General features: G+C 65.5%; 21 protein-coding genes and 1 pseudogene. 13 read left to right on the top strand and 9 right to left on the bottom strand.

Going from position 1 to position 25,190, the window contains the following annotated elements:
• Positions 1 to 48: 48 nt before the first annotated feature.
• The 8 genes and pseudogenes from P8T11_RS09830 (at position 49) to P8T11_RS09795 (ending at position 11,079) form a co-directional block, all read left to right on the top strand.
• A complete protein-coding gene (locus P8T11_RS09830; protein ID WP_268082111.1) occupies positions 49 to 3,279 on the top strand; it encodes an efflux RND transporter permease subunit in 3,231 nt (1,076 codons plus the stop codon).
• The gene (locus P8T11_RS09825) at positions 3,276 to 4,793 is read left to right on the top strand and encodes an efflux transporter outer membrane subunit (protein ID WP_268082112.1); all 1,518 of its coding nucleotides are present in this window, start codon (positions 3,276 to 3,278) and stop codon (positions 4,791 to 4,793) included. The genes P8T11_RS09830 and P8T11_RS09825 overlap by 4 nt, the downstream gene beginning before the upstream one ends.
• On the top strand, positions 4,790 to 5,530 hold the full coding sequence (locus P8T11_RS09820) for a pyridoxine 5'-phosphate synthase (RefSeq protein ID WP_268082113.1): 741 nt from the start codon (positions 4,790 to 4,792) through the stop codon (positions 5,528 to 5,530). Before P8T11_RS09825 ends, P8T11_RS09820 begins: the two co-directional genes overlap by 4 nt.
• A 70-nt stretch (positions 5,531 to 5,600) precedes the next feature.
• Complete coding sequence (gene acpS / locus P8T11_RS09815) at positions 5,601 to 6,116, top strand: holo-ACP synthase (RefSeq protein ID WP_268082114.1); 516 nt, start codon at positions 5,601 to 5,603, stop codon at positions 6,114 to 6,116.
• Positions 6,117 to 6,130: 14 nt separating this feature from the next.
• Positions 6,131 to 7,188: pseudogene (gene nagZ, locus P8T11_RS09810) on the top strand (beta-N-acetylhexosaminidase).
• Positions 7,151 to 8,980 carry an excinuclease ABC subunit UvrC gene (gene uvrC / locus P8T11_RS09805; protein ID WP_259246079.1) on the top strand — a complete coding sequence of 610 codons (1,830 nt, stop codon included), beginning with the start codon at positions 7,151 to 7,153 and terminating at the stop codon, positions 8,978 to 8,980. The pseudogene nagZ and the gene uvrC overlap by 38 nt, the downstream one beginning before the upstream one ends.
• An 80-nt stretch (positions 8,981 to 9,060) precedes the next feature.
• On the top strand, positions 9,061 to 9,633 hold the full coding sequence (pgsA, locus tag P8T11_RS09800; protein ID WP_006225674.1) for a CDP-diacylglycerol--glycerol-3-phosphate 3-phosphatidyltransferase: 573 nt from the start codon (positions 9,061 to 9,063) through the stop codon (positions 9,631 to 9,633).
• Positions 9,634 to 9,696: 63 nt separating this feature from the next.
• Positions 9,697 to 11,079, top strand: a complete 1,383-nt coding sequence (locus tag P8T11_RS09795; protein ID WP_268082116.1) for an MFS transporter — start codon at positions 9,697 to 9,699, stop codon at positions 11,077 to 11,079.
• Here the strand turns inward: P8T11_RS09795 and P8T11_RS09790 are convergent.
• The 3 genes from P8T11_RS09790 to queF form a co-directional block, all read right to left on the bottom strand.
• On the bottom strand, positions 11,005 to 12,423 hold the full coding sequence (locus P8T11_RS09790) for an MFS transporter (protein ID WP_268082117.1): 1,419 nt from the start codon (positions 12,421 to 12,423) through the stop codon (positions 11,005 to 11,007). The genes P8T11_RS09795 and P8T11_RS09790 overlap by 75 nt on opposite strands.
• A 97-nt stretch (positions 12,424 to 12,520) precedes the next feature.
• A complete protein-coding gene (locus P8T11_RS09785; RefSeq protein WP_268082118.1) occupies positions 12,521 to 13,675 on the bottom strand; it encodes a M20 aminoacylase family protein in 1,155 nt (384 codons plus the stop codon).
• A gap of 133 nt (positions 13,676 to 13,808) precedes the next feature.
• Positions 13,809 to 14,633 carry an NADPH-dependent 7-cyano-7-deazaguanine reductase QueF gene (queF, locus tag P8T11_RS09780; RefSeq protein WP_268082119.1) on the bottom strand — a complete coding sequence of 275 codons (825 nt, stop codon included), beginning with the start codon at positions 14,631 to 14,633 and terminating at the stop codon, positions 13,809 to 13,811.
• A 334-nt stretch (positions 14,634 to 14,967) separates the two neighbouring features.
• Between queF and aceA the strand changes: the two genes are divergently transcribed.
• Complete coding sequence (gene aceA / locus P8T11_RS09775; RefSeq protein ID WP_268082120.1) at positions 14,968 to 16,287, top strand: isocitrate lyase; 1,320 nt, start codon at positions 14,968 to 14,970, stop codon at positions 16,285 to 16,287.
• A 158-nt stretch (positions 16,288 to 16,445) separates the two neighbouring features.
• Here the strand turns inward: aceA and P8T11_RS09770 are convergent, their stop codons facing one another.
• Positions 16,446 to 17,510, bottom strand: a complete 1,065-nt coding sequence (locus tag P8T11_RS09770; RefSeq protein WP_268082121.1) for an NAD(P)-dependent alcohol dehydrogenase — start codon at positions 17,508 to 17,510, stop codon at positions 16,446 to 16,448.
• Positions 17,511 to 17,615: 105 nt separating this feature from the next.
• Between P8T11_RS09770 and P8T11_RS09765 the strand changes: the two genes are divergently transcribed.
• Positions 17,616 to 18,506: a LysR family transcriptional regulator gene (locus P8T11_RS09765; RefSeq protein WP_268082122.1), complete on the top strand. Its 891-nt coding sequence runs from the start codon at positions 17,616 to 17,618 to the stop codon at positions 18,504 to 18,506.
• A 42-nt stretch (positions 18,507 to 18,548) separates the two neighbouring features.
• Here P8T11_RS09765 and P8T11_RS09760 read toward each other — a convergent pair whose 3' ends face one another.
• From P8T11_RS09760 to P8T11_RS09740, 5 genes are read right to left on the bottom strand one after another with little or no spacing between them, the layout of a single operon-like run.
• Positions 18,549 to 18,878, bottom strand: coding sequence for a type II toxin-antitoxin system RelE/ParE family toxin (locus tag P8T11_RS09760; RefSeq protein ID WP_268082123.1), 330 nt, complete (start codon positions 18,876 to 18,878; stop codon positions 18,549 to 18,551).
• Complete coding sequence (locus P8T11_RS09755; protein WP_268082124.1) at positions 18,878 to 19,126, bottom strand: type II toxin-antitoxin system ParD family antitoxin; 249 nt, start codon at positions 19,124 to 19,126, stop codon at positions 18,878 to 18,880. Before P8T11_RS09755 ends, P8T11_RS09760 begins: the two co-directional genes overlap by 1 nt.
• 53 nt (positions 19,127 to 19,179) lie before the next feature.
• The gene (gene bioD, locus P8T11_RS09750; RefSeq protein WP_268082125.1) at positions 19,180 to 20,616 is read right to left on the bottom strand and encodes a dethiobiotin synthase; all 1,437 of its coding nucleotides are present in this window, start codon (positions 20,614 to 20,616) and stop codon (positions 19,180 to 19,182) included.
• On the bottom strand, positions 20,616 to 21,281 hold the full coding sequence (locus tag P8T11_RS09745; protein ID WP_268082126.1) for an alpha/beta fold hydrolase: 666 nt from the start codon (positions 21,279 to 21,281) through the stop codon (positions 20,616 to 20,618). The genes bioD and P8T11_RS09745 overlap by 1 nt, the downstream gene beginning before the upstream one ends.
• Positions 21,278 to 22,465 (bottom strand): aminotransferase class I/II-fold pyridoxal phosphate-dependent enzyme, encoded by a 1,188-nt coding sequence (locus P8T11_RS09740; RefSeq protein WP_268082127.1) that lies wholly within the window; start codon positions 22,463 to 22,465, stop codon positions 21,278 to 21,280. Before P8T11_RS09740 ends, P8T11_RS09745 begins: the two co-directional genes overlap by 4 nt.
• Before the next feature lie 147 nt (positions 22,466 to 22,612).
• Here P8T11_RS09740 and P8T11_RS09735 point away from each other — a divergent pair, with 147 nt between their 5' ends.
• From P8T11_RS09735 to ccoS, 3 genes are all read left to right on the top strand, one after another.
• A complete protein-coding gene (locus tag P8T11_RS09735; RefSeq protein ID WP_268082128.1) occupies positions 22,613 to 23,881 on the top strand; it encodes an adenosylmethionine--8-amino-7-oxononanoate transaminase in 1,269 nt (422 codons plus the stop codon).
• Positions 23,882 to 23,981: 100 nt separating this feature from the next.
• A complete protein-coding gene (locus P8T11_RS09730; RefSeq protein ID WP_268082129.1) occupies positions 23,982 to 24,971 on the top strand; it encodes a hypothetical protein in 990 nt (329 codons plus the stop codon).
• Positions 24,968 to 25,141 (top strand): cbb3-type cytochrome oxidase assembly protein CcoS, encoded by a 174-nt coding sequence (ccoS, locus tag P8T11_RS09725; RefSeq protein ID WP_268082130.1) that lies wholly within the window; start codon positions 24,968 to 24,970, stop codon positions 25,139 to 25,141. Before P8T11_RS09730 ends, ccoS begins: the two co-directional genes overlap by 4 nt.
• Positions 25,142 to 25,190: the final 49 nt, after the last annotated feature.

Raw genomic sequence — 25,190 nt, 5'->3', positions numbered from 1 at the left:
AAGCGCCGCGTTCCCCTTTGGTGAGCATCGCTTTCAGAGTCAGCCCACATGCCGCAATTTTTTATTGATCGACCAATTTTCGCCTGGGTAGTCGCCCTGTTCATTCTGCTGGCCGGGGTGTTGGCCATCCCGAACATGCCGGTGGCACAGTACCCGGACGTGGCCCCGCCGGCCATCACGATCACCGCCACCTATCCGGGCGCCTCGGCCAAGGAAGTGGCGGAATCGGTCACCAGCATCATCGAAGACAAGCTCAACGGCGCCAAGGGCCTGATCTACTACGAGTCGGTCAGTGATTCCTACGGCACGGCCACCATCACCGCCACCTTCGCTCCGGGCACCAACCCCGATCTGGCCCAGGTTGACGTGCAGAACCGCGTGTCGAACGTGATTGCGCAGTTGCCGGCGGCCGTGCAGCAGCAGGGCTTGCAATACGAGCAGACCAGTACCGGCTTCCTGATGATCGTGACGCTGTCGTCCGAGGATGGGTCGCTGGACCAGACGGCGCTGGCCGACTACATCACGCGCAACGTGCAGAACCCGGTATCGCGGGTGGCCGGCGTGGGCCAGTTCCAGTTGTTCGCGGCGCCGCGCGCCATGCGTGTGTGGGTGGATCCGGCCAAGCTGGTGGGCTTCAACCTGAGCATGAACGAGGTCAACCAGGCCATCTCGGCCCAGAACGTCCTGATCTCGGGCGGCAGCATCGGCGCGCCGCCCAACCCGGAATCGCAGCGCATCACGGCCACGGTCACGGCCAACGGCCAACTGAGCACCGTGGACGGCTTTGGCAAGATCGTGTTGCGCGCCAACACCGATGGCTCCAAGGTGCTGCTGCGCGACGTGGCCCGCATTGAAGTCGGCGCCGACAACTACCAGTTCGGCGCCCGCCTGAACGGCAAGCCCACGGCGGCCTTCGCCATTGTGCTGTCGCCGGACGCCAACGCGCTGGCCACCGCCCAGGGCGTGCGCCAGCAGATGGAAGAGCTGTCCAAGTACTTCCCGGGCAACATCCAGTACGCCATTCCCTACGACACCGCGCCCTACGTGAAGGTGTCGATCGAGCAGGTGCTGCACACCCTGGCTGAAGCCATGGTGCTGGTGTTCCTGGTGATGTACCTGTTCCTGCAGAACGTGCGCTACACGCTGATTCCCGCGCTGGTCGTTCCGGTGGCCATGCTGGGGTCGTTCGCGGTGATGCTGGGGCTGGGGTTCTCGATCAACGTACTGACCATGTTCGCGATGGTGCTAGCCATCGGGATTCTGGTGGACGACGCCATCGTGGTGGTCGAAAACGTTGAACGCATCATGGCCACCGAGGGCTTGCCGCCCAAGGAGGCCACCAAGAAAGCCATGCCGCAGATCAGCGGCGCCATTATCGGCATCACGCTGGTGCTGGTCACGGTGTTCCTGCCGCTGGCCTTCATGAGCGGGTCCGTGGGCGTGATCTACCGACAGTTCTCGGTGGCCATGGCCGTGTCGATCTTCTTCTCGGCCCTGTTGGCGCTGACCTTCACGCCGGCCCTGTGCGCCACCATCCTGAAGCCGGTGCCCAAGGGCCACCACGACGAGAAAAAGGGCTTTTTCGGCTGGTTCAACCGCAAGTTCGACGCCACCACCCACGGTTATCAGAACTGGGTGTCGCGCATTCTGCACAAGGGCGGCCGCATGATGCTGGCCTTCCTGGTGCTGGTGCTGCTGCTGGGCTGGCTGTACCTGCGCCTGCCGTCGTCGTTCCTGCCCGAGGAAGACCAGGGCTACGTCATCAGCAACATCGAACTGCCCACGGGCGCCAGCGCCAACCGCACGGTTGAAGTGATCGAACAGGTCGAGGAATACTTCCGCAGCATTCCCGCCGTTGAGAACATCATCGCCGTGCAGGGTTTCAGCTTCAACGGTAACGGCCTGAACGCCGCCATTGCGTTCACCACCTTGAAAGACTTCAAGGACCGCAAGGAAAAGCAGGACTCCGCGGGCGCCATCGCCTTCAACGCCTTCCAGAAGCAGTTGATGGGCATCCACGATGCGCAGGTGTTCACCCTGGTACCGCCGGCCATTTCGTCCTTGGGTAACGCCACCGGCTTCGACCTGCGCCTGCAAGACCGGGGCGCGGCGGGGTCCGAGGCGCTTGCCGCCGCGACGGGCCAGTTGATGGGCATGGCCATGAAGAGCCCGGTGCTGTCGCAGGTGCGTATCACCGGCCTGGCGGCCGGCACGCAGCTGACGCTGAACATCGACCGCGACAAGGCCGCCGCCTTGGGCGTGGACTTCAATGAAGCGGCCTCGCTGATTTCGACGGCGGTGGGTTCGGCCTACCTGAGCAAGTTCCCCAACATGGGCCGGATGCAGAACATCTGGGTGCAGGCGGATGCGCCGTATCGCATGCAGCTGTCCGACGTTCTGAAGCTGAACGCGCGCAACGCCCAGGGTGGCATGGTGCCCTTGTCGACCTTCGTGTCGGCCGAGTGGGTCCAGGGCCCGGTGCAGGTGGTGCGCTACAACAGCTACGAGTCCATGCGTATCGGCGGCGCTGCCGCCGCAGGCTACACCACCGGCCAGGCCATGGAAGAAATGCAGAACCTGGTGGCGCAGTTGCCGCAAGGCTTCGGCTACGAATGGACGGGCCTGTCCTACCAGGAACGGCAAGCCGGCAACCAGGCGCCTATCCTGATGGGCCTGTCGCTGCTGATCGTGTTCCTGGTGTTGGCCGCGCTGTATGAAAGCTGGGCCATCCCGCTGTCGGTCATGCTGGTGGTGCCGCTGGGCATGCTGGGCGCCGTGGCGCTGGTCAGCGCGCTGGGCATGTCCAACGACGTGTACTTCCAGGTGGGCATGGTGACCGTGATTGGCCTGGCGGCCAAGAACGCCATTCTGATCGTGGAGTTCGCCAAGGATCAGTACGCCCGGGGCATGGGGCTGTATGAATCCGCGGTGGAAGCGGCCAGGCTGCGGTTCCGGCCAATTCTGATGACGTCGCTGGCGTTCATCCTGGGCGTGGTGCCGCTGGCCATGGCCACGGGCGCCGGCGCGGCCAGCCAGCGCGCGGTGGGCCTGGGCGTGTTGGGCGGCATGCTTGCCGCCACGCCGTTCGCCGTGATCTTCGTGCCGACCTTCTTCGTGGTGGTGCTGGGCCTGTTCAAGACCCGCCCGCGCCTGCTGGGCGCCGAACTGAAGGCCTGGGAAGAAGAGCAGGCGGCCAAGAAGGCGGCCGGCGACCAGCCCGACGCAGAAGCGGGATACACCCCCGTACAACCCAATGGTGGCCCGGAGGGCAAGGCATGAAAGCCCTGATGATCAAGCAATCCGCCCTGTCCGCCTTCGTGGCGGTGGCGTTGGCCGGCTGCTCGCTGGCGCCCGACTACAAGCGCCCCGACGCACCGGTCACGGGCACTTGGCCCGACCAGCCGAAGGTGCAGTACGGCGGCTACAACAACCCCACGTCGCTGGGCTCGCAGCCGGCGTCGGCGGTGGTGCCCGAAGCCGGCATACCGGCCGCCGACCTGGGCTGGCGCGAATTTTTCCGCGACCCGCGCCTGCAAAGCCTGATTGCGCTGTCGCTGGTCAACAACCGCGACCTGCGCGTGGCCGTGCAGCGCGTGGAAGAAGCGCGCGCCCAATATGGCATTCAGCGCGGGGCGCAGTGGCCCAGCATTGGCGCCGGCATCCAGGGCCAACGCCAGCATCTGCCGGCCAACATGCGCGCGGGCGGGCCGGATTCCAGCTCGATTTCCAGCTCGTACCAGGCCGGCATCGGCCTGACGACGTTCGAAATCGATCTGTTCGGCCGGCTGCGCAACCTGTCGGAAGCGGCGTACCAACAGTACCTGTCGACCGAGCAGGCGCAAAAGACCGTGCAGATCACGCTGGTCGGTTCCGTCGCGCAGGCGTACTTCAACCTGCGCGCGGCCGAAGTCCAACTGGACCTGACGCAGCGCACGTTGGCGTCGCGCCAGGAATCCTATGACCTGGTCAAGCGCCGTTTCGATGGCGGCGTGTCGTCCGAACTGGATCTGAACCAATCCAAGACGCTGCTGGATACGGCTTCGTCGGACCTGGCGCAATTGGCCCGGGCCCGCGCCCAGGCGCTGAACGCGCTGGTGCTGCTGGTGGGCGCGCCCTTGCCCGCGGACCTGCCGCCGCCCGCCACGTTTGGCCGTGACCAGTTGCTGGCCACCGTGCCGTCGGGCCTGCCGTCCGACCTGCTTGAACGGCGCCCCGACATCCTGGCGGCGGAAAACCAGCTGCGGTCAGCCAACGCCAACATCGGCGCGGCTCGCGCGGCGTTCTTCCCCACCATTTCCCTGACCGGCCTGTTGGGCGTGGCCAGCCCGTCGCTGGGTGATCTGTTCAAGGGCGGCCAGGGCTACTGGAGTTTCTCGCCGTCCATCACGACCCCGCTGTTTGCCGGCGGCTCGATCCGTGAAGGGCTGAACCTGGCCAAGGCGCGCGACAACATTGCCGTGGCGCAATACGAGCAGACCATCCAGCAGGCGTTCCGGGAAGTGTCCGATGCGCTGGCGGGCGAAGCCACCTACGGCGCGCAGTTGGACGCCCAGCGCGCCTTGCAGGAATCGTCTTCCCGTACCCTGGAACTGTCGAACCTGCGCTATACCAACGGCATCGACAGCTTCTTGCAGGTGCAGACCGCGCAGGTAGACTTCTTCAATGCCCAGTTGTCGCTGGTGCAAACCGGTTTGGCCGCGCTGATCAACCGCGTGGAGCTCTACAAGGCCTTGGGCGGCGGCTGGGAAGAAACCACGAAAGAACCGACCAAAGTGTCGACGACCACGCAATGATAGAACTTGGTGTCAATATCGATCACGTTGCCACCTTGCGGCAACAGCGCCATACGGCGTACCCGGACCCGGTGGCCGCCGCGCTGCGCGCGGAGGATGCCGGCGCCGACCTCATCACGCTGCATCTGCGTGAAGACCGGCGTCATATCCAGGACGCGGACGTGTACGCGATTCGTCCGCAGCTGCGCACGCGCATGAACCTGGAATGCGCGATCACGGCTGAAATGCTGGAAATTGCCTGCGCCGTCAAACCCCACGACGTTTGCCTGGTGCCCGAAAAGCGCACCGAACTCACCACCGAAGGCGGGCTGGAAGTGGCGGGCGCCATGGACGCCGTCACCGACGCCGTGGGCCTGCTGGTTGAAGCGGGCATACGCGTGTCCCTGTTCATCGATCCGGACCTGGCGCAGATCGCCGCGGCGGCCAAGACCGGCGCCACGGTCATCGAACTGCACACCGGCGCCTATGCTGAAGCCCAGGGCGACGCGGCACAAGCCGAGCTGCAACGTATCCGCCTGGCCGTGGCCGAAGGGCTGCGCCATGGCTTGCGGGTGAACGCCGGCCATGGCCTGCACTTGGGCAACGTGGCCCCGGTGGCCGCCATTGACGGTATCTCTGAACTGAACATCGGCCACGCCATCGTGGCGCAGGCGGTGTTTGACGGCTGGGAAAAGGCGGTCCGCGACATGAAGGCGGTGATGGTGCAGGCACGCCTGCAAGCGCTGCGCGGCCTGTGACCGCTGGCCGGATGCCGGATTCCGCCATCTTGCGCCACGTCTCCCGTGCCGCTGTTTTTGGGTGACGTTTATGTCTGATACCTCCAAAGCTTCCGCCGCGGCTCCCGGTGCGGGTTCCATTGCTGCCCCCTCCGCAAACCCCAACGCAAATCCCAACGCAAACCCCACCGCAGCCCCCAGCCCGGCCGGCGCCATCGCCGGCATCGGCATGGACCTGCTGCGCATCGACCGGGTTGAACGCGCGCTGGAACGCCACGGCGACCGATTCGCGGAAAAGATCCTGGGCACCGAAGAACTGCAAAAATTCCATGCGCGCCGTGCTCGTGACCCGGTGCGTGGCGTGCGCTTCCTGGCGACCCGCTTTGCCGCCAAGGAAGCGTTTTCCAAAGCCATCGGTTTGGGCATGCGCATGCCCATGACGTGGCGGCGCGTGCAGACGCTGAACGCGCCTGGCGGGCGTCCGGTGCTGGTCATCGCGCCTGAACTGCAGGACTGGTATGGTCAACGTTTCGGCGCGGCGCATGTATCCATCACCGACGAATCCGACATGGCCGCCGCCTATGTGGTGGTCGAACGCAAGCCCTGAATTAGGACCCCCTCATGGCCAAGAAAAAATCCAAGGTAGTCCTGCCCCCGGCCCCGTGATGGTCGATGTGGCGGGAACCTCGCTGACCAAAGAAGAAAAGACCCGTCTGCGCCACCCGCTGGTGGGCGGCGTGATTCTGTTCGCCCGTAACTTCGAAAACCGCAAGCAACTGACCAAGCTGACTCGCCAGATCCACAAGGCCCGCAAGGAGCCGCTGCTGATCCTGGTGGACCACGAGGGCGGCCGCGTGCAGCGCTTCCGCGACGACGGTTTCACCGCCTTGCCCGCCATGCGCGACCTGGGCACGCTGTGGGACCGTGACCCCTTGCAGGCCATGCGCCTGGCGACCGAGGCTGGCTACGTGCTGGCCGCAGAACTGCGCGCCTGCGGCGTGGACATGAGCTTCACGCCGGTGCTGGACCTGGACTACGGCGCAAGCCAGGTGATCGGCAACCGTGCCTTCCATTCGGACCCGCGCGTGGTCACGATGCTGTCGCGCGCGCTGATCCAGGGCCTGGCGCTGGCCGGCATGTCGGCCTGCGGCAAGCATTTCCCGGGCCACGGTTACGTGGGCGCGGACTCGCACCATGAAATTCCCGTCGACCCCCGCAAGCTGGACGACATTCTGAAGGACGACGCGGCGCCCTACGCCTGGCTGGGCGACGCCGTGCTGCCGTCGGTGATGCCCGCGCATGTGATCTACCCCAAGGTGGACAAGCACCCGGCCGGCTTTTCCAGGAAGTGGGTGCAGGACATCCTGCGCAAGCGCCTGGGCTATGACGGCGTGGTGTTTTCCGACGACCTGACGATGGAGGGCGCGTCGGTGGCGGGTGATATCCTGGCTCGTGCCAAGGCGGCGCTCAACGCGGGTTGCGACATGGTGCTGGTGTGCAACCGGCCGGATCTGGCCGACGATTTGCTGTCGCGCCTGAAGTTCGACCACGCACCTGAATCGGTCGAGCGCATCCGCCGCCTGATGCCGCGTTTCGATGCGCCCGACTGGGATACCCTGCAGGCCGAACACCGTTACCAGAATGCCCGACGACTTCAATCTCAAATCGTTCCTGTCTGACCTACCGCATCTGCCAGGTGTCTACCGGCACCTGGATGCAGCGGGCGAAGTCATGTATGTCGGCAAGGCGCGCGACCTGAAGAAGCGCGTCTCGTCGTATTTCCAGAAGAACCTGGCCAGCCCCCGCATCGCCCAGATGGTGTCGAAAGTGGCGCGGCTGGAGGTCACCGTGACGCGCTCGGAAGCCGAAGCGCTGATCCTGGAAAACAACCTCATCAAGAGCCTGAAGCCGCGCTACAACATTCTGTTTCGCGACGACAAGTCCTACCCCTATCTGCTGATCACCGGCCATGAGTGGCCGCGCATTGCCTACTATCGCGGCGCGACCAACAAGCGCGGCCAGTATTTCGGCCCGTTCCCCAATGCCTGGGCGGTGCGCGAGACGATCCAGATCCTGCAAAAAGTTTTCCGCCTGCGCACCTGTGAAGACACCGTCTTCGCCAACCGCTCGCGCCCCTGTCTGTTGCATCAGATCGGGCGCTGTTCGGCGCCGTGCGTGGGCGCCATCGAGGCCCAGGAGTACGAGCGCGACGTGCAGCGCGCGGTGCGCTTCCTGAATGGCGAAGCGAAAGATGTCATGGGCGAAATCGAAGCGCGCATGCAGCAGGCGGCGGGTGAACTGCGCTTTGAGGAAGCCGCCGCGCTGCGCGACCAGATGGGGTCGCTGGCGCGCGTCCTGCATCAGCAGACCATGGAGAACACCAGCGGCGAAGACACCGACATCATCGCGGTGGCCGTGGCGGGCGGCAAGGTCTGCGTGAACCTGGCGATGGTGCGTGGCGGCCGTCACCTGGGCGACAAGCCTTTCTTTCCGACGCACGCCGAAGGCGAAGCCGCGCCGCAGGTGCTTGAGGCCTTTGTCGCCCAGCACTACACGGACAACGCCATGCCGCCCGTGCTGGTCTGCTCACACGCCTTGCCCGACCCTGACCTTATCAACCTGCTGATCGAGCAGGCGGGCGGACGGCCGTCACGCTTGCTGACCCGTCCGCAGGGGGCGCGCCGTTCGTGGCTGGAACAGGCGGGCAAGAACGCCGAGATGGCGCTGGCCCGCGCCTTGACAGAATCCGGCGCCCGCGCCGGCCGCACCCTGGCGCTGGCCGAGGCGCTGGACCTGGACACCGACGAAGCCGCGCTGGATGCGCTGCGCATCGAATGCTTCGACATCAGCCACACGGCCGGCGAAGCCACGCAAGCATCGTGCGTGGTGTTTGAACACCACGACATGCAGCCCTCGCTCTACCGCCGTTACAACATTGCCGGCATCACCCCGGGCGACGATTACGCCGCCATGCGCCAGGTGCTGACGCGCCGCTTCGCCAAGGTGGCGGACGGCGACGCGCAGATGCCGGGCCTGGTGCTGATCGACGGTGGCAAGGGCCAGGTCGAAGTGGCGCGCAAGGTGTTCGCGGAATTGGGGCTGGACATTCAGACGCTGGTCGGCGTGGCCAAGGGGGAAGGGCGCAAGGTTGGCCTGGAAACCCTGGTGTTCGCCGACGAGCGGCCCCCCGTGGCGCTGGGCGGCGAGTCCGCCGCGCTGATGCTGATTGCGCAGGTGCGCGACGAGGCGCACCGTTTTGCCATCACCGGCATGCGGGCGCGCCGCGCCAAGACGCGTAATGTGTCGCGGCTGGAAGAAATTGAAGGGGTGGGCGCCCGCCGCCGCCAGCGCCTGTTGGCCCGATTCGGCGGATTTTCGGGCGTGGCGTCCGCCAGCATCGAGGACCTGGCATCGGTTGACGGCATTTCCCAGGACCTGGCGGAACGCATCTACGAGGCGCTGCGTGGCTAGCCCCCAGGCCGGCCGAAGCACGGCCACCCCACCGTGCCGATGCAGCCAGCGTCATCCGGCTGATGTAGCATACGAACACTATGCCAATTAACGTACCCATTATCCTGACGTGGCTGCGCATCGCCATGATTCCGCTGGTGGTCGGGCTGTTCTACCTGCCCGAGAGCTGGATGTCGGTCCCCACGCGCGACACTTTCGCGGCGTGGGCGTTCATCATCGCGGCGCTGACCGACTGGTTCGACGGCTGGCTGGCCCGCCGCTGGAACCAGACCTCGGCCTTTGGCGCCTTCCTGGACCCGGTTGCCGACAAACTGATGGTCTGCGCCGCGCTGATCGTCCTGCTGGACCTCAGCCGCGTCGACGCCTTTATCTCGCTGATCATCATCGGCCGTGAAATCACCATTTCCGCTTTGCGCGAATGGATGGCCAAGATCGGCGCCAGCGCCAGTGTCGCCGTGCACCGACTGGGCAAGTTCAAGACCGCCGCCCAGATGGTGGCGATTCCCTGCCTACTGTACAACCAGCCCGTCTATGGCATCAGCACCAAGCTGCTGGGCGACGTGCTGATCATCGTTGCCGCGGTGCTGACGGTCTGGTCGATGCTGTATTACCTGCAGCGCGCCTGGCCCGCCATCCGCGAAAAAGCGCTGTAGCCGGAGACAACCCGCGCACCGCATTGCTGCGTGCGCCACCAGCCGCTTTGGCGGCTTTTTTCAATGAACACCGCCGCCACACCCTTGCTGTCGGACGCCGATGTCCGCCGGCGCGACTGGAAGACCATTCTGCTGATCGGCGTTGCGCACGCCGCATCGCACTTTTTCCAACTGGTGCTGCCGCTACTCAACGTGTCGCTGGCCACGGCGTTTGGCCTGGACTTCGCGCGGGTGGGGGCGCTGGTCGCCACGTTCTACGTGGTGTCGGGCATTGGCCAGGCGTCCTCGGGGTTCGTGGTGGACCGCATTGGCGCGCGGCCCGTGCTGTGGTTCGGGCTGGCGTGCTTTGTGTTGTCGGGCGTGTTGATCGGCTCGGCCAACGGCTACCCCATGCTGATGGCGGCCGCCATCGTCGGCGGCATCGGCAATTCGGTCTTCCATCCGGTCGACTACTCCATCATCAACCACCGCATCACGCCGTCGCGCCTGGGGCATGCGTTTTCAGCGCACGGGCTGACTGGCAATTTGGGGTGGGCGTTGACGCCGATATTCATGACCACGATCACCTTGCTGGCCGACTGGCGCGTGGCCGCGTACAGCGCCGCGGGGCTGGTGGCGGTGGTGCTGGTGTTGACCGTGCTGGGCGGCAAGCTGCTTGGCGGGCCAATGCCACTGGACGCTGACGCCAGCGAAGACGCCCAGGCCGCCAGCGCGGCAATCCAGTCGGGGGCACAGTCGGGGCCTCAGTCGGGGCCTCAGTCGGGGCCTCAGTCGAAGAGCAAGCCCCAGCCCAAGGCGGCAGCCGAACCGCAAGAAGGCGTGCTGACCACCCTGGCGACGCTATTGTCCAAGCCCGCGCTGTGGGGCGCATTCCTGTTCTTTGCGTGCACGTCGATTGCGCTGTCGTCGGTGCAAAACTACACGATTCCGCTGCTGGACCAGTTGTACGGCCTGTCAGAAGTGGTGGCCAGCTCGGCCTTGTCCGGCTACATGGTGGCGTCGGCCGTGGGCATGGCGGCGGGCGGCTTTCTGGTGTCGGCCAACCCGCGCACCGAGCGTACCGTGATGGTGGCGCTGTTGTTGGCCGGCCTGACGCTGGTGGTGCTGGCCCTGGGCCTGGTGCCCGCCGCGCTGGCTGCGCCGGTGGTGGGCCTGGCCGGCTTCTGCTCGGGCGTGGCGGCGCCTTCGCGCGACATGCTGATCCGCCGCGTCACGCCCAAGGGGTCCACCGGGTCTGTCTATGGGCTGGTGTATTCGGGCATGGACGTGGGCTCGGCCCTGGGCCCGCTGGCGTTCGGCCTGCTGCTGGATGCAGGATTCCGCCAGGGGCCGTGGGTGGGCGCGGGCGTGGCCTTCGCGGCGGCGGCATTGCTAGCGCAGTGGATCGCCGTGCAGGCGCGCCGCGCCGATCCCGTGCTGCCGGGGGGCGCGGTCGCCCGGTCCTGACGTGTTCAGGGCTTCGCCACCCGATCCTGACTTCTTTTGAACGCCGTCTCCTCCTGGCTTGCCCGGGCCAAGCAGCATCAGCCCAATCAAACCGATCAGCACGCACAGCGCCACGTAATAGGCCGGCACCATCAGGTTGCCGGTCTGCTGGATCAGGGCGGTGTTGATGAAGGGCGCCAAGCCGCCAAACAACATCACCGCCAGGTTGTAAGACAGCGACACACCAGTTGATCGCACATTCACGGGCAGGATCTCGGTCATCAGCGCGGGCGTGGGCCCCCACATGAAACCCATGCAGGCCGCCGCCAACAATTGCGCCTGCAAGAGCGTGGCGAAGGACGGTGCATGCAGCACGCGCGCCATCATGAACCACGTGACCACGCCAAAGGCGAAGGTGGCCGGCAGCATGAGAGCGCGGCGCGTCAGGCGGTCCGATAGCGCACCGGACAAGGGGCACAGCACCAGCAGCAGCACGGCGGCCAAGGCGCTGCTAAGTTGCGCGTCACCCATCGTCAGCCCCAATTCCGTGACGGCGAAGATGGGCAGGTACAACAACATGACGTAGTTCGACGCCGTGCCCGTCACAACAATGCAGAACGACCCAATCAATTCACGCGGATAACGCGAAAACAGCGTGCGCAGCGTAGTGCGTTCGGGTTTGATGAGCTGGTCCTGAAAGCGGCGGAATTCAGGCGTTTCGTCCACCTGCGTGCGCAGGTAATAGCCGATGGGCCCGATCAGGATGCCGAACAGGAACGGCACGCGCCAACCCCAGCTTTCCAGATCTGCCGTCGACAAATTCGACGACAGCAGGTAGACCACGCCGGCCCCGGCTGAAAACGCCAGCGACTGCGAGCACATCTGAAAGCTGCCGTACAGGCCGCGCCGCCCCGTGGGGGCGAATTCCACCAGCATGGCGCTGGCGCTGGCGTACTCGCCACCCACGGAAAACCCCTGGATCAGCCGCGCCACCAGCATCAGCACGCTGGCCGCCACGCCGATGGAGGCATAGGTGGGCAGCAGGCCGATCAGGGCGGTGCCGCCGGCCATCATCAAAATCATCAGCGACAACGCGCGGCGGCGGCCGTGGCGGTCTGCGTACATGCCCAGCACCAGGCCGCCGATCGGGCGTACCGCAAAGGCCACGCCAAAGGTGGCCAGCCCCAGCAGCAGCGACGTTGCCGTGTCGCCGGTGGGGAAATACAGGCGCGAAATCACGGCGGCGAACATGCCGTAGATGGCGAAATCGAACCACTCGAAGGCGTTGCCCAGCACCGATGCAATGACCACGCGTCGACGCATGGCGGCGGAAACTTGGTAAGCGGGGGAAGACGGAAGCGTCATCACGGACTCCTGCGAAGCGCCGTACAGGCGCATGGGGACCCACGGGCGCGTTGCATGGCAACGCGGTCCGTGGACTCGACAGCAGAAAAGGGAGGGATCAGCCCAGGCGGTCGCGCACGATCTCTACGAAGACGGCCGCCCCGGTGGGCAGGATGTCGTCGTCGAAATCGTATTCAGGGTGATGGCAGAAATGGCCGTCCTGGCCGACGAAGAAGTAGGCGCCGGGACATTCCTGAAGCAGGTAGGAGAAATCTTCCGAGGCCATCAAGGGCGTGACCCGGTCGTCCACCGCGTCGATGCCGACCACGCGCGCCGCCGCGGCGGCGACCGTGGCGGCCGGGCCGGGCGCGTTGATGGTGGGCGGGCAGCCCAGGCCGAATTCACAGTCGATGCGGGTGGCGTTGGACAGGGCCAGCCCGTCGCAAATTTCCCGTACGCGCCGCAATGCGGTTTCGCGCGCGGCGATGCTCATGGTGCGCACGGTGCCCCGCAGTTCCATCAGGTCGGGGATGACGTTGGGTGCGGTGCCGCCGTTCATCATGCCCACGCTGACCACGCCCGCCACCAGCGGGTCCAGAGACCGGCTGACCACGGTTTGCAGCATGCCCACCAACTGGCTGGCGATCACGACCGGGTCGTTGCCCTGCTGCGGCATGCCGCCGTGGCAGCCGATGCCATGCACGCGGATGGTGAAGCCGTCGCAGGCGGCCAGCAGCGCGCCTTCGCGTACGGCGACGCGGCCCTTGCCGAGCATCGGGTTGTTGTGCAGGCCATAGATTTCGTCGCAGGGAAAGCGCGTGAACAGCCCGTCTTCGATCATCGCCGCACCGCCGGCGAGCGTTTCCTCGGCCGGTTGGAAGATGAAATTAAGGGTGCCTGCAAAGTCTCGGTTCTGCGACAGGTGTTGCGCCACCGCCAACAGCGTGGCCGTGTGCCCATCGTGCCCACAGCCATGGAAGCTGCCTTCATGGGTGGAGCGATAAGGCAGGGTGGTTTTTTCCTGCATGGGCAGCGCGTCCATGTCGGCCCGCAGCCCGATGCGACGGTTACCGGGGCGTTCACCCCGCAACACCGCCACCACGCCCGTGCGGCCGATGCCGGTATGCACCTCCAGGCCCCACTGCTTGAGCTTTTCCGCCACCAGTTCGGCGGTGCGGTGTTCTTGAAAACCTAATTCCGGATGTGCGTGCAGGTCTTGCCGCCATTGCGCGAATTCCGGTTGACGCTCGACAAACCAATCACGGACTTGCATTGCCGCCTCCTGGGGGAAGTGAAATGGCTGAGGTTCGGATGTGGCGGCGGGCCGGGCGGCCCGCCTGATGCCGTGGGAACCTTAGACGATATCGGCGGTGCGAGGTGAATCTGTAACTGGTCGTGAGCTTGGCTTATTGGCGAACCGTGCGCACGTCGGCCGGGGGCGACGTTTCAACGTTGCTGCGCCACGGGTTGATGTCCAACCCCCCACGGCGTGTGTAGCGCGCGTAGACCGTCAGGTGTTCCGGGGCGCAGGCCGCCTGGATGTCGCTGAAGATGCGTTCCACGCAGTGCTCGTGGAATTCGGCGTGCTGGCGGAACGACACCAGATAGCGCAGCAAGGATTCGCGGTCGATGGGGGCGCCCCGGTAGCGGATCTGCACGCTGGCCCAATCGGGCTGGCCGGTCACGGGGCAGTTGGACTTCAACAGGCGCGAGGCCAGCGTTTCCTCGACCACGTCGCCGGGCCGGGTGCGCAGCACTTCGGGCGCGGGCTCGTAGGTGTCGATCTCGATGTCCAGCTTGTCGATATAGATGCCGTCCATCTCCGCCATCCGCAATTCGGAAAAGCGTTGCGGCAGGAAGAAATCCAGGCCAACCGGCGCGCCGGCGGCGGCGCTCAGGTCGCGCTCCAGGCGCCCGCGCAGGGCAGCCGAATTTACCAACCGCGTCTGGTTGAACGAATTCAGATAGAGCTTGAACGACTTGGATTCAATGATGTTGGGGCTGTCGGCCGGCACCGAGAACGTGGCCATGGCGACGCGCGGCTTGCCCTTGGCGTCCAGCCAGGACAGCTCGTAGGCGTTCCAGATATCCACCCCGGTAAAGGCCAGCTTGCCGGCTTCCAGGTTCAGCGCTGCTCGATTGTGCGAGCGCGCGATGGGGAACAGCAGCGAGGGATCGTATTGCGAGGCGTAGGCCACGCTCTGGCCCAGCGGGCCGTGAGACAGGGTCATGGCAATAAAGAAGGGTGTCTAGAGGGATAAGCGGGAATAGCGGCATTGTAGGCGGTCGGAAAAACGCCAGATTTCCGCATTATGAAATGTAAGTCTCGTCATGTGAAAGTTCCTGCTGCTGCGCAACCAAAGCGCATTTCACAGATGGCAAATTCATTCCGCAATACGAAATAGAAGTTTTAATTCTTTGATTTTAAAGGAAAACATTTTTCATCTTCTATAAGACATAAGCCCACATTGCCCTGCAGCAGAGGCATAGACTTTCTCCAACGATTCACGCAATGCAAGACGCGAATCTTTTGAAGTTTTCCCATTACTGACCAGGAGCATGACCATGAGCACTCGCGAAACCGAAATCCGCAATTTGCAGAAAGACTGGGCCGAGAACGCCCGCTGGCAGGGCATCAAGCGCGACTACAGCGCCGAGGATGTCATCCGCCTGCGCGGCTCGATCAGCGTGCAGCACACGCTGGCCGAACGTGGCGCGACCCGGTTGTGGGAATCTCTGCATAGCGAACCCTTCGTGAATTCGTTGGGCGCCTTGACAGGCAACCAGGCCATGCAGCAGGTCAAGGCCGGGCTGAAGGCCATCTACCTGTCGGGCTGGCAAGTGGCCGGTGACGCCAACCTGGCTGGCGAGATGTACCCCGACCAGTCGCTGTACCCCGCCAACTCGGTGCCGCAAGTGGTTCGCCGCATCAATAATTCCCTGGCGCGCTGCGACCAGATCCAGTGGATGGAAGGCAAGAACCCGGGCGACGAAGGCTACATCGATTACTTCGCGCCCATTGTGGCCGACGCCGAAGCCGGTTTCGGCGGCGTGCTGAATGCCTTCGAACTGATGAAGGCCATGATCGACGCGGGCGCCGCCGGCGTCCACTTTGAAGACCAGTTGGCCTCGGTGAAGAAGTGCGGCCACATGGGCGGCAAGGTGCTGGTGCCCACCCGCGAGGCCGTCGCCAAGCTGGTGTCGGCCCGCCTGGCCGCCGATACGATGGGCACGCCCACCGTGCTGCTGGCCCGTACCGACGCCGACGCGGCTGACCTGGTGACCAGCGACGTCGACGAAAACGACCGCCCGTTCATCACCGGCGAGCGTACCGTGGAAGGCTTCTTCCGCACCAAGGCCGGCATCGACCAAGCCATCTCGCGCGGCCTGGCCTATGCGCCTTACGCCGACTTGATCTGGTGCGAAACGTCCACGCCCAACCTGGAATACGCCCGCAAGTTCGCGGACGCCATCCATCGCCAATTCCCGGGCAAGCTGCTGGCGTACAACTGCTCGCCCTCGTTCAACTGGAAGAAGAACCTGGACGACGGCACCATCGCCAAGTTCCAGCGCGAGCTGGGCGCCATGGGCTACAAGTTCCAGTTCATCACGCTGGCCGGCTTCCATGCGCTGAACTACGGCATGTTCGAACTGGCCCACGGCTATGCCCGCCGCCAGATGAGCGCCTTCGTGGAATTGCAGCAGAAGGAATTCGCCGCCGCCGACTTGGGCTTCACCGCCGTGAAGCACCAGCGCGAAGTGGGCACCGGCTACTTCGACGCCGTGACGCAGACGATCGAAAACGGCCAGTCTTCAACCACCGCCTTGACCGGTTCCACGGAAGAGGCCCAGTTTGAACACGGCCAGGAACAGAAGGTGGCTTGATCGCCTGGTTGCGTTATCGCATGACCCGTCGCCCGGTAAGCCGTTGACCGGGTGACGAGATTGATTGCTTTGCAGTTGTAGTTGTAGGTGCTGTTGTAGGGTGGATTCGGGGTGCCTTCGGGCACCCTTTTTTTTCCCTAGCCCAGCACGCTTGCGCGTCAGGCGGCGGCCGCCTCTTTCTCAAGCGAGGCCATGTCGATCACGAAGCGGTACTTCACATCGTTCTTGGCCAGGCGCTCGTAGGCGTCGTTCACGGCCTGGATCGTCACGATCTCGACATCGCTGACAATGCCGTGTTCGGCGCAGAAGTCCATCATCTCTTGTGTTTCCTGCATGCCGCCAATCGCCGAGCCGGCAATCGACTTGCGCCCCATGATGAGATTGGCGCCCGGGATCGGATCCAGCGGCGTCAGCGCGCCCACCAGCGCCATCGTGCCGTTCAGCGTCAGCAATGCCAGGTACGGATTCACGTCATGGCTGACGGGCACCGTGTTTAACAGGAAATCAAACGAGCCGGCATGCGCGGCCATCGCCTCTGCGTCACGCGACACCAGAACTTCGTCGGCGCCCAGGCGCCTGGCGTCGCGGCCCTTGTCGGCGGACGTCGTGATCATCACCACGTGCGCGCCCATCGCGTGCGCGAATTTCACGCCCATGTGGCCCAGGCCGCCCAAGCCGATAACGCCCACTTTCTGGCCGGGGCCGACCTTCCAGTGGCGCAGCGGCGAATAGGTGGTGATGCCGGCGCACAGCAGGGGAGCCACGGCTTTCAGGTCCAGCTTGTCGGATACCCGAACGACAAAGTGTTCCTTGACAACGATGTGGTCGGAATAGCCGCCGAACGTCAATTGGTCGCTGCCGCGCTCCTTGTCGTTATAGGTCAGCGTGGCGCCTTGCTCGCAGTATTGCTCCAGGTTCAGGCGGCAGGCCTTGCAGTGCCGGCAGGAATCCACCATGCAGCCCACGCCGGCGTAATCGCCCGCCTTGAACTGGGTGACGTTCTTGCCCACTTGCGCGACGCGGCCGACGATTTCGTGGCCCGGCACCATCGGGTACATCGAGTTGCCCCAATCGCCGCGCGCCTGATGCAGGTCGGAATGGCAGATGCCGCTGTACAGGATGTCGATGAGCACTTCGTCGTCGCCCGGCTCGCGGCGCGTGAAGCTGAAGGGAACGAGCGGGGTGTCAGTGCTGTGGGCGGCATAGCCACGGGCTTGGGTCATGATCGATTCGCAGGAATTTGTTAAGCAGGCGTTCACAATATGCCTCGCTATCGCCGCTATCAAGCTAGAATTTCCGCATGTTTTATTGAAGGAATTTGCATAACCATGCAGGCGGATAACCTGTCCCATCTGGCCGCGTTCGCCGCCGTGGCCCGGCATTGCAGCTTTCGCCGCGCGGGCGAGGAACTGGCCCTGTCCACGTCCGCCGTCAGCTACGCCATCCGCAACCTGGAAGAGCGCTTGGGCGTGAACCTGTTCAATCGGACGACGCGCAGCGTGGCGTTGACCGCGGCCGGGCAGCGCCTGGCCGAACGCTTGCTTCCCGCGCTGGCCGACCTGGGCGACGCGCTTGAAGAAATGAACCACTTTCGCGGCGCCGCGTCCGGCACGTTGCGCATCAACACGTCGCGGGCTGCGTCCTACATGCTGCTGATGCCGTTCGCCGCGCGCTTCCTGGCTGCCTATCCGGATATCCAGCTGGAAATCGCCGAGGACGACAGCTTTGTCGACATCGTGGCATCCGGCTTTGACGCGGGCGTGCGCTTGTTGGAGGCCGTGCCCGAAGACATGGTGGCCGTGCAGATCGGCCCGGCCTTGCGCGCGGTGGTGGTCGCTTCGCCCGCCTACCTGGCAGGAAGGCAATTGCCCCATCATCCCCATGACTTGTTGAACCACGCGTGCGTGCGCTACCGCTTTCCTAGCGGGCGCTTCTACAAGTGGGAATTCGAAAAGGATGGCGTTGCCATGGAAGTCGACGTGACCGGCCGCATCGCACTTAGCGACGTGCACGCGGAAGTGCGCGCGGCGGTGGACGGCATCGGCATCAGTTGCGTGCCGGAACACTACGTGCGCGACCTGCTGCAATCGGGGCAATTGGTGCGGATGCTTGATGACTGGTGCCCGACGATACCTGGCTTCATGCTGTACTACCCGCGCCAACGTCGCGTGTCGTCAGCGTTACGGGCGTTTATCGACATGGCGAAACAGACGGGCTAGCGCGGGGCACGGGAAGGCGGAGCGGGCGGTGCTGTTGTCTGCTCACGTAACTTGAGGGCCAAGCATCCACGCTGGAATGTCACGTTTCTGATGCAGAACGCGCCAAACATCGATATGGTCCGTGCGTTCGACGTAGAAAACCAGATAAGGGTAGCGGGTGAGTGGCCATGACCGAAGCCCGGGCAAATCCAGTTCGTGTGCGTATCGAATAGAGTCCGTTGTTGCGTGACGGCCAAGGTGTGAGTAAGCACGCTCCAAGGCATCAAGGAAGCCGAACGCGACTTGCTCAGATGCCTCGAGTACGTAGTAGGCGATGGCTGTGTCGATATCCGCGTTTGCTTGCAAACGCGGAATCACAGGTTTGGCTTTCACTACTTTGTGCCAGGCTTGGAGCCATTGCTGATTCGGGAACGCAGGTCAGAAAAATAGGCGGCGTCGGCTGGCGCTGCTTGGGCGGAAGATGCGCCGGCAAGCATCAAGCTTCGCAACTGAAGGCGGTCCTGGTCTTTGCGGATGAGTTCGCGGACATACTCGCTGCTGGTGCCGTAGCCTCTTTCGGAGACCTGTTCGTCAACAAAGGATTTCAGCGCGTCCGGGAGGGAAATGTTCATGGTGCCCATCGCCGTAGATTAGGGGGCTTGGCAAAATTTGGCAAGACCGTACTTCCTGACCCCTAATCCGCCACCGTCGGCGCCTCGCCCAGCGCCGCCAGGCATTCCTCCAGAGGCGGAATGCCCTGCGCCAGCTTGGCGACCGTTGCCGCGTCGACGTGTGACAGCGGCGGGATTTCGGCCAGCACCCGGACGTCGCCGAAGCGTTCGATGGCTTCCTTGTTGCCGGGGGACAGCGGGCCGCTCATGACCACGCCCAGAATCGGGATGCCACGGCGCTTCAGCGCTTCCAGGCTGAGCAAAGTGTGGTTGATGGTGCCCAGGCCGCTGCGCGCCGCCAGCACCACGGGCATGTCCAGGCGGGCGATCAGGTCGATCATCATGTGCGTGTCGTCAATGGGCACGTACAGGCCGCCCGCGCCTTCCACGATCAAGGGCGCGGTGGTGGCGGGGGGCACGATGCTGGTCGCGTCGACGACGGTGTCTTCCAGCGTGGCGGCGGCCCAGGGCGACAGTGGCGCTTGCAGCACGTAGGCGGGCAGGAGCAGGCGTTCGGGCGGCAGTTGCGCCAGTTCGGCCACGGTGTCGGTGTCGCCCCGTTCTTCGGATACGCCGGTCTGCACCGGTTTCCAGTAGTCGGCGTTCCAGGCGCGCGCGAGGATGGCGGACACCAGCGTCTTGCCGATGCCGGTGTCAGTGCCGGTCACGAAAACCCCGGCGGGGCGTTGCGTTGATTTTTTCCACATACCGTAGGCCAGGTGATACGTCACCGTGGCTCCTTGTTCGTCAAACGCCGCCAGCACGCGGCGCAGCGCCGCCGCGGATAGCGGCGGGCGTCCGGGCGCGGGCGTGGTGGCGCCGATGCCTTTCAGGCCCTTCAAAAAAGTCAGGCCATCAGGATGATGTTGTATCAGCCGTTCGCCGCGCACGCCACCGGCCAGATTGCTCATGGCGGGACGGATGACCTGGCACGGCGGGTAGGGCGGCGTGGCGGCGACAAAGCCCGCCGCCTGATGCGCCTGCTGCCATTCGGCGAAGGTGCCGTCGGCCAGCGTCGCCACGGCCAGATGGCCGCCGGGCGCCAACAGCGCGGCCAGCCGACCCAGACCGGCGTTCAGGTCGGTGAACCACTGCACTGCCAGGCTGGAGCAGATCAGGTCGTACTCGCCATCCAGCGCCTGGGGGTGTTCGCCGTCCAGCAACTGGAAGCGCGCCGTGCCGGGTAGCGCCGGGCCGCGCTGGGCGGCGGCGAGCATGGCGGGCGAGATGTCGGTGATGGTCCAGTCCGCCTCGCCCAGCCGGCGCGCCAGGGCCCGGGTCAGCAAGCCGGTGCCGCAGCCGATCTCCAGAATGCGAGGACGCGCGGGCAAGCGCAGGCAAGCGATATCGCTGGCCAGCCGTTCGGCGGTAATGCGCTGGATGGGCGCGTGATCTTCATAGCGGTGGGCAGCCGCGCCGAAGCGAGCGCCGACCCAGGCGTTACGTGGCGTGGCTTGCATCAGGCGGCACGCGCCACGCGGTCGATGAACGCGGCGATGTGGCGCGCGCACCAGGGCGCGGCCGACACCGGCAACAAATGGCCGCCGTGTTCCAGATCGTGCCGTTCATCACCCGCGCGGCCGCCGAACGCGGCTTGCGTAATGGCGGCGGGAACGATGGGGTCGTCCTGTCCGGCCAAAATCAGCAAGGGAACCGGCAGCGCCGCCAGGGCGTCGCGCTGGTCTTCGTCGCGCAAGGCTTCGAGGTCGCGGGCCAGCGGTTCCAGGCGTGGAGCATCGAAAGCGGAAGCGTCGCCGCAGCGCTCGCGAAAGTCTTGCAAAACGGCGACGGGGTCGGTCGACAGCCTTTTCATCATGCGGTCCAGCATGCGGCGCGGCACCCCGGCGTCAAAGTCCGGCGCGGCGCCAAAGCGCGGGAACCCGTTGATCGACACCAGGCCCACACAGTCGGCCGGCAGGTCCCGCAACAAGCGCAGGACGCCCATTGAATGGCCGATGGCGATGACGGGGCCGGTGCCTGCTGCCGGCGATTGCGCGGCGCCGAAATAGCCGGCGTCCGCAACGGCGTGTGGCCAGTCGCCAAGCTCGGCGCGCAGCGGCGTCCAGACAGACGCGTCGAACGCCCAGCCGTGTACGAAAAGCAGGGTGGGGCGCGTGGGGCTCATGCCAGCACCGCCTTGATGCCATCGATCAGTTGCGCGACGTCGGCGTCGCGGTGCGCGGCGCTGAGCGTCAGGCGCAGTCGGCTGGTGCCGGCAGGCACGGTGGGCGGGCGGATGGCCACGGCCAGCAGGCCACGGCGTTCCAGCGTGCCCGCCATGTCCAGCGCGCGCGCTTCGTCGCCCACGATGGCGGGCACGATCTGCGTGGACGAATCGCCCGTGTCCAGGCCCATGCCTTGCAGCGCGGCGCGCAACCGGTCGCCGCTGGCGGCAAGCCAGGCGCGCTCGGCGTCCAGCGTGGGCACCAGGTCCAGCGCGGCGTCCATGGCGCCCAGCACGGCGGGCGGCAATGCCGTCGTGTAGATGAAGCCAGAGCAGGTGTTGATCAAGTAGTCGCACAGCGCGCGCGACCCGGCCACATAGGCGCCGAATCCGCCCAATGCTTTGCTGAACGTGCCCATCGCCAGGTCGATACGCCCCGGCGCCAAGCCTGCCAAGCCCATGCCGCCCGGACCCAGCACGCCGGTGGCATGCGCTTCGTCCAGATAGACAAAGGCCTGGTAGCGGTCGGCCAGGTCCGCCAGCCGGACAACGTCGGTTCGGTCGCCGTCCATGCTGAACACGCTTTCCGTGACGATGAAGCGGGCCACGGGCTTGCCCGCGCCGGCCTGCGCGCGAGCCGCGAGCAGGCTGTCCAGATGATCCAGGTCGTTATGCCGGAAGCGGATCTGCCTGACCCCGGCCGCCTGGCAACCCTGGTGCAGGCTGGCGTGATTGAGCTTGTCGGCGTACAGCTCGATGTCGCCTTGGCTGGCGGCGGCGCGCAGCAAGGCAGGCAGCACGGCGGCGTTGGCCTGCCAGCCCGAGGCCAGCAGCAGCGCGGCTTCGGTGCCTTTCAGGCGAGCCAGCTTGGCCTCCACCTGTTCGTGCAAGTCCAGGTTGCCGCATACCAGCCGCGATGCTTGCGCGCCCGCGCCGTGGCGGGCCGCCCATTCCCGGGCGCGTTCGATCAGCAGCGGGTGCTTGGACAGGCCCAGGTAATCATTGCTGGAAAAGTTCAGCACGGGCGCGCCATTGAGCACAATGCGCCCGGGCGGCGCGGCCGTGGCGGTGCGCAGGCGGCGGCGCACGCGGCGGGTGTCGGCGGCGGCCAACTCGGAAGAAAACAGGGAATCCAGCTTAGACATCAATCGTTCCGGCAGCGGCCGGGCAAGGGGAGCGCCCGCGCCAAGCCGTAGAATGCGGGCCATTGTAGTGGAGGCGCACGGCGTTTTCCGGCGTCCGGGACGCCAGGAATGCCATGAGACCGCGCTTGTTTTTTTCGGAGCTTAACCATGCACACGCCCGACTGGGTGGCCCAGGGCCAACCCCATATCTGGCTTCCCTATGCCCAAATGAAAACGGTGACGCCGCCGCTGCCCGTCGTGCGCAGCCACGGCAGCCGGCTGGAACTGGCGGACGGGCGCAGCCTGATTGATGGCGTGGCGTCCTGGTGGACGGCTTGCCACGGTTACAACCACCCGCACATCGCCCAGGCCGTGCGAGCGCAACTGGACGCCATGCCGCATGTGATGTTCGGGGGCCTGACCCATGAGCCCGCGCTGACGCTCGCGCGCCGCCTGGCCGGCTTGCTGGGGCCGGGGCTGGACCGCGTCTTCTACACCGACTCCGGGTCGGTGGCGGTAGAAGTCGCCATGAAGATGGCGGTGCAGTTCTGGCTGAACCAGGGCGAGCGCGGCCGCAGCCGCTTTGTGGCGTTTCGGGGCGGCTATCACGGCGATACGTTCGGCACCATGGCCGTGTGCGACCCCGACGACGGCATGCACAGCCTGTACCGGGGCATGCTGGCCGAGCACGACATCGTGGACCTGCCGCGCGACGACGCCGCCTACGCCGCGCTGGATCAATTCCTGCAAGCGCGCGCGCCGCAACTGGCGGGCATTCTGGTCGAGCCGCTGGTGCAGGGCGCGGGCGGCATGTTGCTGCATGACCCGGAAGTGCTGCGCCGCTTGCGCCGCCTGGCGGACCGCCACGGCCTCTTGCTGATCTTTGACGAAATCTTCACCGGCTTCGGGCGCACCGGCACGATGTTCGCCTTTGAGCAGGCCGGCATCAAGCCCGACATCATCACCTTGTCCAAGGCGCTGACGGGCGGCACGCTGCCGCTGGCCGCCACGGTGGCCAGCAACCGGGTGTTCGACGCCTTCTGGTCCGACAACCCGGCGCACGCGCTGATGCACGGCCCCACGTTCATGGGCAATGCACTGGCGTGCGCGGCGGCCAATGCCTCGCTGGATCTGTTCGAGTCCGAACCCCGGTTGGCGCAGGCGCAAGCGCTGTCCCAGGCCTTGGCGACCGGCCTGGAGCCATGCCGTGAATTGCCCTGGGTGCGCGACGTGCGCGTACTGGGTGCAATTGGCGTGGTGGAGCTGGACGGCATCACCGACCGCGAAGCCTTGAAGCGCCGGCTGGTCGACGCCGGCGTATGGGTGCGTCCGTTTGGCAACGTCGTGTACCTGACACCGGCGCTGACGATCGATGGCGACGATCTGGCCGCCTTGACTCGCGCGGTGGTGGACGTGCTGCGCCAGCAACGCCCTTGATCCGATCTGTGGACACGCTGGACACGCCAGGCAAGCCGCGACAAAAAGCGGCTTGATCCAGATCAAGGTGCTGGGCGGGGGCGCTCGTTACCATCGGCGCATGCGAGCAAAATCGATTTTCGCCGTCCCGTCCTGCCTGTCGGATACCGACCGCCAGCAGCGTCGCCATGCCTTGGTGCGCTTGTCGCTGGCCTGGCTGGCGATGATGCAGGTGATGATGTTTGCCTGGCCCGGCTACCTGCGTCACGACAGCATGCCCGCCGACGCCCTGGAAACGCTGGACTGGGCCATCGTGCTGATGAACTGGGCCAGCTTCGCGCTGACCATTCCCGTGGTGCTGTATTCGGCCTGGCCCATTTGGCGCCATGCCGGCGACAACCTGCGCCACGGCCGCGCCGGCATGGACGTGCCGGTGGCGCTGGGCATCGTCGCCGCGTTCATTCCCAGCGTGCACGCCACCTGGACGGGGCGCGGCGAAGTCTATTTTGATTCCGTCACGATGTTCGTGGCGTTCCTGCTGACCGCGCGCTACCTGGAACTGTGCGCCCGCCAATCCTTTGGCGGCGCGGCGGGCGGGGTGCGCCATCAGCGCGTGGAGGCGCAGCGGCTGGACCTGGGCGCTCGCGCCGATCGCCTGGCGTCGCGTTTCGTGCTGGCGCAGGTGGCGTTGGCGCTGGCCGCCGCCATCGGCTGGGCCTATATCGACCCCGCCCACAGCCTGCCCGTGATGGTGGCGCTGCTGGTCATGAGCTGCCCTTGCGCCATGTCGATGGCGGTGCCCACGGCGATGGCGTCCGCGCACTCGGCGCTGGCGGCACACCCCACGATGCCCGACTCCGCGCTGGATGCGCTGTTGCGGCAGGCGCGCCACAAGGCGCGGCAGAACCTCTACGGCTCGCTGGTCTGGCATCTGCTGATGACGCCATTGGCGTTGATGGGCTGGGTGCAGCCTTGGCTGGCCGCCATCACGATGCTGGTGTCGTCCTTGGCGGTTGCCTATAACTCGTGGCGCCTGTGCCGCCGCGACTGGTCCGGCAGCGCAACCAATGCGGGCGCGCTGGACGTGGCCAAGATGGAAGCAGCGCAATGACCATTCTCTACTTGCTGCTGCCCTTGTCCCTGCTGTTCGTGCTGGCCATCGGCGTAGCGCTCTGGTGGGCCGTGTTCAACGGCCAGTACGACGATACCGACAGCGCCGGCACGGCGATCCTGCGCGACGACGACAGCGGCCGCGCCAGCGGCAGCGGCTTCAATTCATAACAAACCCTTGCTGATGCGTTGCGGCGTTGCCGCGTTCCCTTGCTGCCCC

The organism is Achromobacter spanius (assembly GCF_029637605.1).
Classification (GTDB): domain Bacteria; phylum Pseudomonadota; class Gammaproteobacteria; order Burkholderiales; family Burkholderiaceae_B; genus Achromobacter; species Achromobacter spanius_E.
Note: the sequence above shows the minus strand (reverse complement) of the source record. Positions and strands in the feature narration are given on the sequence as shown.

What these genes read in the sequence shown, in the direction of transcription:
- P8T11_RS09830 (WP_268082111.1), top strand. Translation starts at nt 49, where the DNA reads ATGCCGCAATTTTTTATTGATCGACCAATTTTCGCCTGGGTAGTCGCC.
- P8T11_RS09825 (WP_268082112.1), top strand. Translation starts at nt 3,276, where the DNA reads ATGAAAGCCCTGATGATCAAGCAATCCGCCCTGTCCGCCTTCGTGGCG.
- P8T11_RS09820 (WP_268082113.1), top strand. Translation starts at nt 4,790, where the DNA reads ATGATAGAACTTGGTGTCAATATCGATCACGTTGCCACCTTGCGGCAA.
- acpS (WP_268082114.1), top strand. Translation starts at nt 5,601, where the DNA reads ATGTCTGATACCTCCAAAGCTTCCGCCGCGGCTCCCGGTGCGGGTTCC.
- uvrC (WP_259246079.1), top strand. Translation starts at nt 7,151, where the DNA reads ATGCCCGACGACTTCAATCTCAAATCGTTCCTGTCTGACCTACCGCAT.
- pgsA (WP_006225674.1), top strand. Translation starts at nt 9,061, where the DNA reads ATGCCAATTAACGTACCCATTATCCTGACGTGGCTGCGCATCGCCATG.
- P8T11_RS09795 (WP_268082116.1), top strand. Translation starts at nt 9,697, where the DNA reads ATGAACACCGCCGCCACACCCTTGCTGTCGGACGCCGATGTCCGCCGG.
- P8T11_RS09790 (WP_268082117.1), bottom strand. Translation starts at nt 12,423, where the DNA reads ATGACGCTTCCGTCTTCCCCCGCTTACCAAGTTTCCGCCGCCATGCGT.
- P8T11_RS09785 (WP_268082118.1), bottom strand. Translation starts at nt 13,675, where the DNA reads ATGCAAGTCCGTGATTGGTTTGTCGAGCGTCAACCGGAATTCGCGCAA.
- queF (WP_268082119.1), bottom strand. Translation starts at nt 14,633, where the DNA reads ATGACCCTGTCTCACGGCCCGCTGGGCCAGAGCGTGGCCTACGCCTCG.
- aceA (WP_268082120.1), top strand. Translation starts at nt 14,968, where the DNA reads ATGAGCACTCGCGAAACCGAAATCCGCAATTTGCAGAAAGACTGGGCC.
- P8T11_RS09770 (WP_268082121.1), bottom strand. Translation starts at nt 17,510, where the DNA reads ATGACCCAAGCCCGTGGCTATGCCGCCCACAGCACTGACACCCCGCTC.
- P8T11_RS09765 (WP_268082122.1), top strand. Translation starts at nt 17,616, where the DNA reads ATGCAGGCGGATAACCTGTCCCATCTGGCCGCGTTCGCCGCCGTGGCC.
- P8T11_RS09755 (WP_268082124.1), bottom strand. Translation starts at nt 19,126, where the DNA reads ATGGGCACCATGAACATTTCCCTCCCGGACGCGCTGAAATCCTTTGTT.
- bioD (WP_268082125.1), bottom strand. Translation starts at nt 20,616, where the DNA reads ATGCAAGCCACGCCACGTAACGCCTGGGTCGGCGCTCGCTTCGGCGCG.
- P8T11_RS09745 (WP_268082126.1), bottom strand. Translation starts at nt 21,281, where the DNA reads ATGAGCCCCACGCGCCCCACCCTGCTTTTCGTACACGGCTGGGCGTTC.
- P8T11_RS09740 (WP_268082127.1), bottom strand. Translation starts at nt 22,465, where the DNA reads ATGTCTAAGCTGGATTCCCTGTTTTCTTCCGAGTTGGCCGCCGCCGAC.
- P8T11_RS09735 (WP_268082128.1), top strand. Translation starts at nt 22,613, where the DNA reads ATGCACACGCCCGACTGGGTGGCCCAGGGCCAACCCCATATCTGGCTT.
- P8T11_RS09730 (WP_268082129.1), top strand. Translation starts at nt 23,982, where the DNA reads ATGCGAGCAAAATCGATTTTCGCCGTCCCGTCCTGCCTGTCGGATACC.
- ccoS (WP_268082130.1), top strand. Translation starts at nt 24,968, where the DNA reads ATGACCATTCTCTACTTGCTGCTGCCCTTGTCCCTGCTGTTCGTGCTG.